At 69.4% G+C, this 12,942-nt stretch carries 10 protein-coding genes; 3 read left to right on the forward strand and 7 right to left on the reverse strand.

Going from position 1 to position 12,942, the window contains the following annotated elements; translation table 11 throughout:
• Positions 1 to 103 precede the first annotated feature (103 nt).
• The 5 genes from AC0685_RS01670 to AC0685_RS01690 form a co-directional block, all read right to left on the reverse strand.
• Positions 104 to 1,249, reverse strand: coding sequence for a GAF domain-containing sensor histidine kinase (locus tag AC0685_RS01670; protein WP_340685946.1), 1,146 nt, complete (start codon positions 1,247 to 1,249; stop codon positions 104 to 106).
• Between the two features lie 14 nt (positions 1,250 to 1,263).
• Positions 1,264 to 4,467, reverse strand: coding sequence for a thiol reductant ABC exporter subunit CydD (cydD, locus tag AC0685_RS01675; protein ID WP_478223792.1), 3,204 nt, complete (start codon positions 4,465 to 4,467; stop codon positions 1,264 to 1,266).
• Positions 4,468 to 4,511: 44 nt separating this feature from the next.
• A complete protein-coding gene (gene cydB, locus AC0685_RS01680) occupies positions 4,512 to 5,519 on the reverse strand; it encodes a cytochrome d ubiquinol oxidase subunit II (RefSeq protein ID WP_478223793.1) in 1,008 nt (335 codons plus the stop codon).
• Between the two features lie 300 nt (positions 5,520 to 5,819).
• Positions 5,820 to 7,331 carry a cytochrome ubiquinol oxidase subunit I gene (locus AC0685_RS01685; RefSeq protein ID WP_478223794.1) on the reverse strand — a complete coding sequence of 504 codons (1,512 nt, stop codon included), beginning with the start codon at positions 7,329 to 7,331 and terminating at the stop codon, positions 5,820 to 5,822.
• 81 nt (positions 7,332 to 7,412) lie between these two features.
• Positions 7,413 to 8,366, reverse strand: coding sequence for a S41 family peptidase (locus tag AC0685_RS01690; protein WP_478223795.1), 954 nt, complete (start codon positions 8,364 to 8,366; stop codon positions 7,413 to 7,415).
• A gap of 188 nt (positions 8,367 to 8,554) precedes the next feature.
• Here AC0685_RS01690 and AC0685_RS01695 point away from each other — a divergent pair, with 188 nt between their 5' ends.
• Complete coding sequence (locus AC0685_RS01695) at positions 8,555 to 9,142, forward strand: TMEM165/GDT1 family protein (protein WP_478224434.1); 588 nt, start codon at positions 8,555 to 8,557, stop codon at positions 9,140 to 9,142.
• 88 nt (positions 9,143 to 9,230) lie between these two features.
• A complete protein-coding gene (locus AC0685_RS01700; RefSeq protein WP_478223796.1) occupies positions 9,231 to 9,893 on the forward strand; it encodes a DUF998 domain-containing protein in 663 nt (220 codons plus the stop codon).
• 157 nt (positions 9,894 to 10,050) lie between these two features.
• On the opposite strand, the gene AC0685_RS01705 is transcribed toward AC0685_RS01700, so the two are convergent.
• Both AC0685_RS01705 and AC0685_RS01710 read right to left on the reverse strand, forming a co-directional pair.
• Positions 10,051 to 10,692, reverse strand: a complete 642-nt coding sequence (locus AC0685_RS01705; protein WP_340685952.1) for an IclR family transcriptional regulator — start codon at positions 10,690 to 10,692, stop codon at positions 10,051 to 10,053.
• The gene (locus AC0685_RS01710) at positions 10,689 to 11,543 is read right to left on the reverse strand and encodes a hypothetical protein (protein ID WP_478224435.1); all 855 of its coding nucleotides are present in this window, start codon (positions 11,541 to 11,543) and stop codon (positions 10,689 to 10,691) included. The genes AC0685_RS01705 and AC0685_RS01710 overlap by 4 nt, the downstream gene beginning before the upstream one ends.
• Before the next feature lie 85 nt (positions 11,544 to 11,628).
• Here AC0685_RS01710 and AC0685_RS01715 point away from each other — a divergent pair, with 85 nt between their 5' ends.
• Entirely contained in the window at positions 11,629 to 12,804 is a 1,176-nt protein-coding gene (locus tag AC0685_RS01715; protein ID WP_478223797.1) for a homogentisate 1,2-dioxygenase domain-containing protein, read from the forward strand.
• Positions 12,805 to 12,942 lie beyond the last annotated feature (138 nt).

Raw genomic sequence — 12,942 nt, forward strand, 5'->3', positions numbered from 1 at the left:
GAGCGCGTTCGATACACTTACAGTCGCGCACCGGCCCCAGCTGTTACTGATTAATCAGAATTCGCGAATTGTCACTCCAACGAGCGGCAAAGACCCGTTAATTTCACACGGTTTGATCGAGTGGAACGTCGAAAGCGACCAAGGTCCCCAGGCTCGGGGAAGAATTGATCGAAAAGCGCCCACCGGACGTCGTCGCGCGTTCGGCGAGATGCCGGAGGCCGCGTTTGGCCACCCCCTGCGGAACACCGGATCCGTTGTCCCGCACCCGGAGTTTGACGCCTTCCGCGTCGCGGCTGAGCGTCACGCGGGTCTCGCTCGCCCCGGAGTGCCTGACCACATTGGACAATGCTTCGCGCAGGGCGGCGCGGATGTGGTCCGCCTGTTCGGCGGGGATGTCGGCCAGTTCGCCCGACAGTTCGAGGGTCGGCGGGTAGCCGAGCAGCTCACCCGCGATGCGCACCTCACCCCGCGCGGACTCGGCGAGGTCGGTGGCGGTGACCGACTGGTTCGCGGGCTCTGGGCTGCGCAGGGCGCGCACGGTGCCGCGGATCTCTTCGATGGTCTGGTCGAGCTGGTCGATCGCCTCGGACAGCCGTGCGCCATCGGCCTGCGCGAAGCGTTTCCGCATGTTCTTGCGGACGCGGTCGAGCTGCATCCCGGCGCCGTAGAGACGCTGCACTATGACGTCGTGCAGTTCACGCGCGATGCGTTCGCGCTCTTGGTAGAGGGTCACGCGGTGGCGGGCGTTGGCGCCTTCCGCCAGCGCCAGCACCACACCCGCCTGCGCGGCGAACGCCGTGAGCACCTCGACCGTGCTGGCGGAGAACGGTTCCCCGCCGTGGCGGCGGTACACGGTGAGCGCGCCGAGGACGCGCCCGCCCGCGCCGAACGCCGACGCGGCGAAAGGCCCGAAGCCCTGGAGCTCCGGCGGTACGAACGGCGCCGTGCGGGGATCGACGGTGAAGTCCTCGCTGACCACCGGTTTCCCGCCCCTGGCGACCTGGCCCGCGGCGGAATCGGCGGAAAAGGCCAGCCCCCGGAGGCCTTGGGTGGTGTCCCCGTGCGCGGCCTCGGCGACCACCTGGCCGTCGTCCGCGCGCACCATGACGAGACCGAGGTCGGCCTCGGCCAGTTCGACGGCGCGGGCGACAACGGTCTCCAGCACGTCGCCCGGGTCTTCGCCGGACAGGGCGGTGCCGGTGATCTCGGTGGCGGCGGACAGTGCGCGCGCGGCAAGCGTGGGATCCATGAGCGCTATCGACATTAGACCGCTCCGGCCCTTGTTCGCGCTGTGACCCGGCCCTCCCGAACCTCCAGGATCACGTCCGCGCTGTCGGCTTCGGCGGCGTTGTGCGTGACGTGGACGACGGTCTTCCCGGCGAGTGCCTCGCCGAGCCGTTCGCGGACGCTGCGCGCGGTCGGTTCGTCGAGGTGGGCGGTGGGCTCGTCCAGCAGCACGAGATCGGCCCGGGCGGCACCGAGAACGGCCCGCGCCAGCGCGACCCGCTGCGCCTGTCCACCCGAGAGCCCGGCGCCGGCGCTATCGAGCATCGTCGTGAGCTCGACGTCCTCGAGAACGGCTTCGTACAAGGCTTTCCGCAAGTCGGCCTCGGACGCCGCCGGCTGAGCGAGACGCAGGTTCTCGGCGACCGTGGTCGAGACGAGCATCGGTTCCTGCGGCGCCCAGGCGACGTTCTCGGGAACGGCGACGTCACCCTTGCTCGGCTTGAGGAAGCCGAGCAGGGCCGCGACGAGCGTCGACTTCCCGGCGCCGCTCGGGCCGACGACGGCGACGTGCGTCCCGGGCGCGATGTCGAGGTCGACCCCGGTGAGGACCGGGCGATCGGTGCCGGGCCAGCCGAGGTCGGCGTTCCGGATCCGCACCCCGCCGGTGCCATGAAAGGCCCCTTCATTGCAAATTTTGCTATGAAGGACGCCTTCATTGCACGCGGCGAGGCGCAGCCGGGCCTGGCGAAGGGTGTCCCAGTGCTGCGCGGCGGGCGGAAGAAGGGAGAGGACCTCCGCCAGCGCGAGCGGTACCAGGGCGACCACGGGCGCGAGTACCGGGTTCAGCGCGCCTGCGGCGACGGCGCTCACCGCGAACCCGGTGCTCACGACGGTGGCGGCCCCCGTCGCCAGGATGATCAGGGCGTCGGCCGCTCCGGCGCCGAAGGCCTGTCGCCGGGCTTCGGCGGTCAGCGCGGCGTCGGTGGTGGCGATTCGGCGACGTCGCTCTTTGTCGGCCCCGTACGCGATCAGTTCGGCGGCGGCTTCGAAGAGGCTCAGCACCTGCGCCGCCACCGAACGCCGTCCGGCGGCCAGCGCGCTGGTCGCGCGGCGTTCCGCCCGGAGCGCGAGCAGCGGCGCGAACGCACTGACCAGCACGGCCGCGGCCAGCGCGAGACCGGCTTCGGGCAGCACGACGGCCTGGACCGCGACGGCGCCGACGGCCACCAGCGCGACCACGATCAGCGGCGTGATCACGCGCGGAAGCAGGTCGCGCACGGTGTCGGTGTCGCCGACGAGCCGCCGCTGCTCCTCGCCGGCCCGAAGCGCTCGTGCCGGGCCGAGCCGCACCAGCGAATCCCACAGCCGGACGCGCAGGCTTCCGGCGATCCGGAACGCGGCGTCGTGCGTGACCAGCCGTTCGAGGTAACGCAGCCCCGCGCGGCCGAGACCGAACGTCCGCACGCCGACGATCAGCACCGTCAGGGTCAGGATCGGCGGCTGTTGCGACGCTTTGGCGATCAGCCAACCCGAAAGCGCGGTCAGCGCGACCCCGGCGAGCAACGCGGCGGCGCCGAGCAACGCGCCGCCGAAAAACCTGGGGTTCAGCAGGTCGCGCCAGGGCAGCGGCCGGATCGCCCGCGTTTCTTCCACGACTCCGGCTTCAGGTATCGCATTGGCCGACATGTCGACACCGGAGGTGCGCTCGTGGGCGGCGATGATCGCGGCGGCACCCTCGTCGACGGCTTCGCGGACCGCGGTCATGACGAGTGCGGCGTTGGCCTCGTCGAGGTGGGCGGTGGGTTCGTCGAGCAGGAGCAGCCACGCGCCCAACCGGACCCGCGTCAGCGCCCGCGCCACCGCGACACGCTGCCGTTGTCCTTGCGACAGCTTCGAAACCGGCCGCTCGGCGAGGCCGGCGAGCCCGAGTTCGCCGAGGACGTCTTCGCCGCCGGCCTCCTCGCGGACCGTGCCCCCGCCGAACACCGGCGACTGCGGCACCCAGGCGACGTTCTCCCGCCACCGCTCCAGATCGGCGTCGGCGAGGTCGGTACCGCCGACAGTGATCGACCCGTCGTGCGCCTGCACGAAGCCGAGCAGTGCGGCGAGCGTCGTCGATTTGCCGCCGCCGCTGGGCGCGCGCAACCAGGTGATCTCGCCGGGCCGGACGCTGAACGTCTCGCCGTCGGGCGCGAATCCTCCCCGCCTGGCGACACGCAGTCCGCGGACGTCGATCTCGCCCTGGGCGGGTGTCTCGGAACCGTTGTCCGGCAAGGATTCCGAGAGCACATCCGCGACGCGGCGGACGGCCTCGACGCCGTCCTCGCTGGCGTGGAACGCGGCACCGACCGCTCGCAGCGGCTGGTAGCACTCCGGTACGAGGATCAGCACGCCGAGCCCGATGGCCAGCGACAGTTCGCCGGAGACCAGGCGGACACCGATGACGACCGCGACCAGCGCGACCGAAAGCGTCGCGATCAGTTCCAGCGCGAACGCCGACGCGAAGGCGACCTTCAACGTCTTGAGCGTCGTGCGGCGATGACGTTCGGAGATCTTCCGGACCGTCTCGGCCTGCGCCCCGGCGCGGCGGAACGCGCTGAGGATCGGCAGTGCACGGACGAGTTCGAGCAGATGCCCCGACAGTCGTTGTTCGGCGTCGGCGGCTTCGGTGACCCGCTCGGCGGTGTGCTTGCCGATCAAGATGGCGAACAGCGGAACCAGCGGCACGGTGATCACGACGAGCACGGCCGACGGCCAGTCGGCGACCAGGATCGCGGCACCGGCGGCGAGCGGCACGATCGCGGCGGTCACCAATGCCGGGAGATACTGGGTGAAGTAGGCGTCGAGCGCGTCGAGTCCCTTGGTGGTCAACGACGTCAGCTCGCCGTGACCGCGGCGCGCGATCCATTCCGGGCCGAGTTTCAAGGCGTGGTCGAGGGCTTTGGCACGCAGCTCCTCTTTCGCGCGGGCGGCCGCGCGAACGGAAACGATCCGCACCGCCCAGCCGGTCAGCGCGCGCCCGGCGACGAGTGCGAGCAGCACGGCCAGCTGGGCGGTGCGGTCCCCCGGTGTTCCGCGGACGACCGCGGAGAGGACATCGGCCAGCAGGAACGCCTGTCCCACCAGCAAGACCGCGTTGACGAAGGACAGGGTCCCGCTGAGGATCAACGCCCGGCGCGCCGCACTCGAAAGTGGAGCCAGCGCGCCGAGCGGACCCTTCCCCGGTCGCGCTGGGTCCATTGTGGACTCCGTGGCGGAAAGGGTGTCGCGGCCGGGAAGTTCGGTCATGGCGCGTGGACCGGTGGGATGTGCCGGGTGCCGATGCGCTTGCGGAACACCCAGTACGTCCAGCCTTGGTAGATCAGGACGGCGGGAGCGCCGAACAGCGCGACCCAGGTCATCACGGTCAAGGTGTACGGGCTCGACGCCTCGCCCGCGATCGTCAACGTGTTCGCCGGGTCCACAGTGGACGGCAGGACGTTCGGGTACAGGGCGACGAAGATCGCGACGGCGGACGCTGCGATGACCCCGCCGAGCGCGGCGAACGCCTGCCCCTCGCGGCCGGCGCGGATCTTGAACCACGCGAGCACCGCGGCGAGGACCGCGACGCCGATGAGGAGCAGCGTCCACAGGTCGCCCGAGCGCAGCTGCACGAGGATGAGGAACGCGAGCAACGGCATCAGCGCGACCGGGAGCAGGCGGGTGGCCAGGTTCCGCGCCCGGTGGCGGAGGTCGCCTTCGGTCTTGAGCGCGAGGAACGCGGCGCCGTGGACCAGCGAGAACCCGACGACCGCGATCGCGCCGAGCAGCGTTTCGACGCTGAGTGCGGCGAACGGGCCGCCGACGCGGTCGCCGTCGGCGTCGAGCGGGAGACCGAGGACGGTGGTCGCGAGGAGGAGGCCGACGCCGAACGGCGGGATCCACGAGCCGATGCCGATGACGCGGTCCCAGTTGCGGCGCCAGCGATCGGAGTCGACCTTGCCGCGGTATTCGAACGCGACGCCGCGGCCGATGAGGGCGAGCAGGACCACCAGGAGCGGGAGATACGCGGCCGAGAACAGTGACGCGTACCAGCCGGGGAACGCGGCGAACATCGCGCCGCCGGCGACGATCAGCCAGACCTCGTTGCCGTCCCAGACCGGGCCGATCGTGTTGACCATGACGCGGCGCTCGGTGTTGTCCTTCGCGAGGACCGGCATGAGCATGCCGACGCCGAAGTCGAAGCCTTCGAGGAAGAGGTAGCCGAGCCAGAACAGGGCGATGACGCAGAACCAGATCGTTTCGAGGGTCATCGGGCACTCCTGCTTGCTTCGTTCACTTCGAGTGCTTGCACTGCTTCGACAGCCTTCGCTCGGCGCTGAGCCGCTTCCCGCGCCGGGACGTTGCGAAAGTGGCTTTCACAACGCCTCGTGACCGCCCGAGCCCGCCCGAGCAGCCCCCTCAAGCCCCGGTCGCCCTGAGTTATCCACAACCGCTCAAGTTGTCCACAGATCGGCTGTGGGTAACCCGCCTGAGCGATACCCCCGATACGCTGGGTGCGGGGCCGTCCCCCGGGAAGGGCGGGGGGCTGGGTAGGTGACGTAAAGAGGCGATCAGTAGGCGAAGGCCAGCGCGTCGTCATCGCCGTCACCGCCTTTCGAGTCGCTGTTTTCGCTGGTCGAGGCCGGTTTCTTGGGTGGCATGACCGCGTCGACGCCGCCGCGGACGTACTTCCGCATCAGGTAGACCTCGACCACGCCGAGTACCGCGTAGACGGTCGTCAGAGCGATCAGCGACGTCCAGACCTCGCCTGTGGACAACTTCGAGACCGCCTGCGCGGTGAACATCCACACCCCGTCGACACCGGTCGGGTTCGGCACCACCACGAACGGCTGACGGCCCATCTCGGTGAAGATCCAGCCGGCGCTGTTGCCGATGAACGGGGTCGCGATCCCGCCGAGCACGAGCCACGGGAACCACCGCTGCCCCGGGATCCGCCCACGCCGGGTCAGCCACAGCGCGAGCACCCCGATCCCGGCCGAGATCGCGCCGAAGCCGATCATCGCGCGGAAACCCCAGTAGGTCACCGGCAGGTTGGGCACGTAGTCGATCGGCTTGCCCGCGAGCGAACCGAGCTGCGGGTCGTCCGGGTAGTTCGTGCCGTACTTCGCCTGGTATTCGGTCACCAGGTTCTCAACGCCCTTGACCTCGGTCGAGAAGTCGTTGTGCGCCAAGAACGAAAGCAGGGCGGGCACATTGAACGTCTTGACGTCCTCGCAGTTGGCGTTCCGCACGTCGCCGATCGCGATGATCGAGAAGCTCGCCGGTTTCTCCGTGTGGCACAACGCTTCCGCCGACGCCATCTTCATCGGCTGCTGCTCGAACATCAGCTTGCCCTGCAGGTCGCCGGTGATCGCCAGCACCGCGAACGCCACCACGCCGGTCCAGCCGCCGAGACGCAACGACGAACGCCACACCGCGCGGTGCTCGTCGTCCTCCGAACGCTTGCGCCACAGCTGCCAGCCCGCGACACCGACCAGGAACGCCGCGGCCACCGAGAAGGCGCCCGCGAGCGTGTGCGGGATCGCGGCCAGCGCGGTGTTGTTCGTCAGCACCGCCCAGATCGAGTTCATCGTCGGCTTCCCGTCGACGAACTCGACCCCGACCGGATGCTGCATCCACGAGTTCGCCGCCAGGATGAAGTACGCGGACGCCACCGTCGCCAGCGAGTACGCCCACGCGCACGCCAGGTGGACCTTCTTCGGCAGTTTGTCCCAGCCGAAGATCCACAGCCCCAGGAAGGTCGACTCGACGAAGAACGCGACAAGCCCCTCCATCGCCAGCGGCGCGCCGAACACGTCACCGACGAATCGCGAGTACGCGCTCCAGTTCATCCCGAACTGGAACTCCTGCACGATGCCGGTGACCACGCCCATCGCGAAGTTGACCAGCAGGAGTTTTCCCCAGAACTTGGTCATCTTCAGGTACCGCTGATCACCCGTGCGGACCCAGGCCGTCTGCATCCCGGCGACCAGGACCGAAAGCCCGATGGTCAGCGGGACCATCAGGAAGTGGTAGACGGTGGTGATGCCGAACTGCCACCGAGCGAGATCGAGAACTTCCACGCCTCAAGCCTGCTCAACGCCCGATGAGCCCGCCAGTTCAAGTGGTCCCGATCTCGCCGGGACGTAGGTCCCGCGCCCTGGTCAGCCGAGGCCGGCGAGTGTGAGCCTCGCCTCGTCGGCGACCTGCCGCCGCACACCCGAATCCCCCAGCGTCAGCACGTGTTCCAGCGCCAACGCGTACGCCGTGTCGAAAGCGGCCTCGACGTCGACGGCGATGTCGGGCTGAACGCCGACGCCTTCCCAGTTGGTCCCCGTGACCGGGTTCACGGCCCGTCCACCCGGGACGGTGACGTCCAAATGGGTGTCCACTTTGTACTGTCGCCGCGGGTTCGCCCCGCCGCCGGTGACCGCGCCCACCGTCTTCGCCCGCCCCAGTTGCTGCAAGGAGTAGCTCAGATCCTCGGCGCCGGAGAACGTCGTCGGCCCGGTCAGCACCCACACCGGCTTGTCCGCGCCGAACTTGCGGCCCGGTACGTACGGCAGCGTCCAGAACTGGTTGGTCACGTCGCCGTCGCGCAGATAGATACTGTTGAAATGCGTCGGCTCGCCGACCAGATAGCTGATCAGCAGCGCGACCGCCATCGGATCCCCGCCCCGGTTCTCCCGGACGTCGACGATCAGCGCGTCGGTGGTCGCGAGCAGCGTCATCGCCGCGGCCAGCGCCTCGCCGGCGATATCCGGCCCGTAGAGCAGCTTGGTCTCCAGGTAGCCGACGTTCCCGGCCAGCCGCCGCGCCGACGCGATGCCATGGCCGTTCAGCTCCGCCTCGCGCCGATACTGCTCGGGATCGAACGACTCCCCGTCCACCTCGGGCAACGGGTCGACGTGATGCCGCAGCCGCAGGTGTTTGTCCCCGTTGACCGACTGCAGGTCCTGGGTGACCGCGACGGCGAACGCTTGATCGTCGAGGCCCGCGTACGCGCCGTCACTCAGCCTCGCCCGCAGGAGCACCGTCAGCTTCTCGGCGACGTCGGGGAACACATAGTGCTCCTTCAGCCGTTTGCACACGTCTTCGATCCGCGCTCTCTCGTCCATGCGCCCGGACGCTACCAGCGGAGCCGGAAAAAAGAATTCGGTTTGCCGAAAACTCAATTCAGCCCAGCCATGAAATACAATTCGCCCGCACATCCCATGCGATTCGGAAAAGCCATCAGCTTGCCTTTATCTGAAACACCCTTTTATCGTTGCAGTGAAAGGGGTGAAGCACTGTCATGTCGAGCTCGATGCTGGCGCTGATCAGCGCGTTTGGCCTGGTAATGGCCGTGGAGCTACCGGACAAGACCCTCGTCGCCACCCTGGTTCTCACCACCCGTTTCCGCGCGTGGCCGGTATTCGTCGGGGTCACCGCCGCATTCGCCGTGCAATCCGCGATCGCCGCCACCTTCGGCAGCGTGCTCACTTTGCTGCCGGAGACACTGGTGACCGTGATCGTCGCCGCGATGTTCGGAATCGGCGCGTTCATGCTCCTTCGTGAAGGGTTCAGTACCGGCAAGGACGGCGGAGAGGACGCGTCGCGCTCCGGGCCGAGCCCCGCGACCTTCTTCCGCTCCGCGCTGACGTCGTTCGGCGTGCTGTTCGCCGCCGAATGGGGCGACGCCTCCCAGCTCGCGACAGCCAGCCTCACGGCTCGCTTCGGCAACCCGTTCGCGGTCGCCCTCGGCTCCTTCGTCGCGCTTGTCGCCGTCGCCGGGCTCGCCGTCTTCATCGGCGCGAAGGTCCGCAGCCGGATCCGTCCCAAGCTCATCCAGCGCGTGGCGGGATTCGTCTTCGCCGGGTTCTCGCTGTTCGCGCTGGCCCAGCTGGCGTTCTGAGGCGCACGGGGTCTTCACAGGTTCGCCGGGTAACCTTTCGGGAACGAAAAGGTGAACACCCGCCCCGACGTGCCTGGAGAAACCGGTCGTGACCTCGCCGAAGACACTCGCCGTTTCCCCTGTGCACGGCAGGCTCGCGGTCTTCGGCATGGCCGTCGCGGTCGCCATCTCGATCGACCTGCACCTGAGGCTGTCCAGCCAGGTCAGCCCGATCTGGCAGACGCTGTCCGAGTACGTCTACGGCTACCTCTCGCCCGGTTCGACGGCGGCCCCGCTGTTCGGCGCGATGTGCCTGGCGCTGGGGTTCGGCTCGCTCGCCCTGCTCGGCGGGATCGCGAAAGCGCACCGGCGCGGCTACGAGTCCGTCCTCGTCCTCCTCGGTGTGTGGTGCGCCGGGCTGTTCGTCCTCGCGCTCGTCCCCGTCGACCCCGAGGGCCAGGCCCGGTCACTGGCCGGGCAGATCCACAACTACGCGGCGCTGGCGGCCTTCCTGGCGCTCCCCGCCGCCGCCTGGGTGCTGACCCGCCCCGGCCGGGCACGATGCCCGTGGGAGCCGCGCCGCACGACGATCCGGCGGCTTTCGGTGGCCAGCTTCGCCGCGGTGGTGATCGTGCTAGGCGGATTCGTCTGGACGATGCTCACCGGCCCGTCGCATCAGGAGGTCACGCTCGGCCTGTTCGAGCGGCTGCTGTTCGCGGTCGACCTCACGCTGCTGGCGACCATGGTCCGCCCGCTGCTCAGCCACCGCTGAGAGCCTGTTGGCGGAGCTGAGACGTACCCGCCCCGGCCGAAGGCCCCGGCTATCGCGGTGGCAGGGTGCCCTGTTCGCTTCATCGTGACCTGGATGACCAGGCAGCGCCCTGCCGACGTCGATCGCGGACGCGGGTTTCACCAACAGACACTGAGCGCTACTCGGGCTGTTTCAGCACCTCGGCCAGCCGGACGGCGGCCGCCACGACCGCCGGACCCACCACGGACGCGTCCAGCGGCTCCAGGGACACGACACCCAGGCTGGCCTTCAAGCCCGGCACCCCCCGCACGGGTGCGGCGACCCCGGAGGCACCCGCTTCCAGCTCACCCGACGAGGTGACCCAGCCCTCGCCGCCGCCGGGACGCAGCGTGATCGCCTTGCCCGCGGCGCCGGCGGACAGCGGATGCCGGGTACCGACGCGGTAGGCGACGTGGAAGCTCGTCCAGGACGGTTCGACGACCGCGACGGCCTGCGCCTGGTCTCCCTGCGCGACCGACAGGTGCGCGGTCGCGCCGACCTTCTCCGCCAGCTCACGCAGGACCGGCCTCGCGGCCTCGCGGAGCTGCGGGAGGACCTGTCCGGCGAGCCGGAGCAGGCCGACCCCCAGCCGTACCTTGTTGCCGTCACGCCACACCAGTCCGCGTTCGGACAGCGGGACGAGCAGCCGGTAGACGGCGGCCCGGCTCGCGCCGATGGCGACGGCGAGCTCGGAGATCGTCGCCGCCTCGCCACCGGCGTCCGCGACCGCTTGGAGCAGCGCGAGCCCCCGGTCCAGGGTCAGCGACCCTTCACGAGTCACAGCAACCCGAGTTCCCCGAGGTCGGCGACCGGCTCGTCGAACGAGGCCGCCGCGTACGAGGCGAAGAGCCCGCGAACGGCCTTCGCCGCCTCGTCCGACATCCCCTTGGCCTCGGCGGCCAGCGCGGCGCCGTCGGTCGATTCGAGGGCCGCGCGCACGTCACCGCCCGAAAGGCAGCGCGCGGACGCCACGATCAGGTTCAGGAACCCGTGGTGGGTGAAGCCGCTCGACTCCTCGGTGTGCCGGACGGCGCGGTGCAGGCTGTTCGTCGCCTTGAACGACGCCCCTGTCGAGCCGCTGACGACCGCGAGGAAGTCCGCGACCTCGTCGACGCTGGGGAAGTTCTCACCCGCTTTGCCGCCGCAGCGGATCTTCGGCCAGCTGCCGTGCTCGATCACCTTCCGCACGCCGTCCAGCCAGCCGACGCCGCGCCGCGGCTCGACCACGCGGATGACGTCCTCGGGCACGAACTCGGAGACCCGCTCCAGCCAGACCTCGTCGACGTCCGACGGCGCCGGCATCTCCACCATGCGCAGACTGAGGATCTCGCTGCGCGATTCGACGATCGAGATCGCCTTCGGGACGCCGCCGAGGCCGGTGTCGATGATGAGCGACAGCGGCAGCGGTTCCTTGGGTTTGATCTTGATGAGTTCCGTGATGAGCTCGGGCAGCCGCGACGCCTGGCACAGGAACACACCGAGGACGCCGGAGTGCTCACCGGCCCTCGACACGAAGTGCGCTCGCAGCGCTTCGGGCATGGACGCCTCGCCGGGCGGGAACAACGCCGAGTCGTCGACGAGCCGCGCGAACAGGGGAGGGATTCCTCGGGGGCCGGGTGGCGTGAGTTCCACAGCGCTTGACACGACTGACACGCTAGTAGCGTACGACATCAGGACAAAATCGTTCGCACAACGGACACGTTCCGGGGAGATTCCGATGCCTTACTACCGGCAGGTAGGCGAGATCCCGCACAAGCGCCACACGGCGTTCCGCAAGCCCGACGGGGGCCTGTACGCCGAGGAACTGATGGGTGTCGAGGGCTTCTCGGCGGACTCGGCGCTGCTGTACCACCGCGGGCTGCCCACCGCGATCGTCGACGCGGTCGCGATCGAGGACGAGCGCGGCCCCATCACCCCGAACCACCCGCTCAAGCCCCGCGCGTTCAAGACCCAGGACCTCAAGTTCGGCGACGCCGACGCGGTCACCGACCGGCGGCGGCTGTTCGGCAACGCCGACGTCACCATCGGCTTCGTCCACGCGACCAAGCCGTCGCCGCTGTACCGCAACGCCGCGGGCGACGAACTGTTCTACGTTCAGGGCGGCGGCGCGACCGTCGAGACGATCTACGGCTCCCTGGAGGTCGGGGACGGCGACTATCTCGTCATCCCGACGTCGTGCACCTATCGCGTGCTCCCGCACGACGACGGCGGGGTCAAGCTGCTGACCATCGAGGCGCGCGGCCACATCGGCCCGCCGAAGCGGTACCTGTCGGCGAAGGGCCAGTTCCTGGAGCACTCGCCGTACTGCGAACGCGACATCCGCGGCCCGTCCGAGCCGCTGGTCGTCGACGGCACCGACGTCGAGGTCCTCGTGCGGCACCGCGCCGGGCTGACGCGCTACACCTACGCGACCCACCCGTTCGACGTCGTCGGCTGGGACGGCTGCCTGTACCCGTGGGCGTTCAACATCGACGATTTCGAGCCGATCACCGGCCGCGTGCACCAGCCGCCGCCCGTGCACCAGACGTTCGAGGGCCCGAACTTCGTGGTCTGTTCGTTCTGCCCGCGCAAGGTCGACTACCACCCCGAATCGATCCCGGTGCCGTACAACCACGCGAACGTCGACTCGGACGAGCTGATGTTCTACGTGCGCGGGAACTACGAGGCGCGCAAGGGCTCCGGGATCGGGGTCGGCTCGCTTTCGCTGCACCCGTCCGGCTTCACGCACGGGCCGCAGCCCGGGGCGGCGGAAGCGTCGATCGGGGCGCAGTTCTTCGACGAGACCGCGGTCATGGTGGACACCTTCGCGCCGCTGGACCTCGGTGAGGCGGCCGACGCGTCGGAAGACCCCGGCTACGCGTGGACCTGGTCCGGCCGGGGTCCCGGCGCTTAGTGCCCATGCATTTAGTCCTCTGAATGCGGCATTCGAAGGCCGGCGCGAGCAGGCGCTCACGCATTCAGAGGACTAAATGCGGGAACGTGGCGGGATAAGTACCGCCACGGCCGCAACGGTTCGGCAACGCCAAGCCTG

The organism is Amycolatopsis sp. NPDC043889, from assembly GCF_056435645.1.

Bases quoted from the DNA above. Each gene is read 5' to 3' on its own strand.
- AC0685_RS01715 (WP_478223797.1), top strand. From the start codon at position 11,629: ATGCCTTACTACCGGCAGGTAGGCGAGATCCCGCACAAGCGCCACACG.
- AC0685_RS01695 (WP_478224434.1), top strand. From the start codon at position 8,555: ATGCTGGCGCTGATCAGCGCGTTTGGCCTGGTAATGGCCGTGGAGCTA.
- cydB (WP_478223793.1), bottom strand. From the start codon at position 5,519: ATGACCCTCGAAACGATCTGGTTCTGCGTCATCGCCCTGTTCTGGCTC.
- cydD (WP_478223792.1), bottom strand. From the start codon at position 4,467: ATGGACCCAGCGCGACCGGGGAAGGGTCCGCTCGGCGCGCTGGCTCCA.
- AC0685_RS01670 (WP_340685946.1), bottom strand. From the start codon at position 1,249: ATGGATCCCACGCTTGCCGCGCGCGCACTGTCCGCCGCCACCGAGATC.
- AC0685_RS01690 (WP_478223795.1), bottom strand. From the start codon at position 8,366: ATGGACGAGAGAGCGCGGATCGAAGACGTGTGCAAACGGCTGAAGGAG.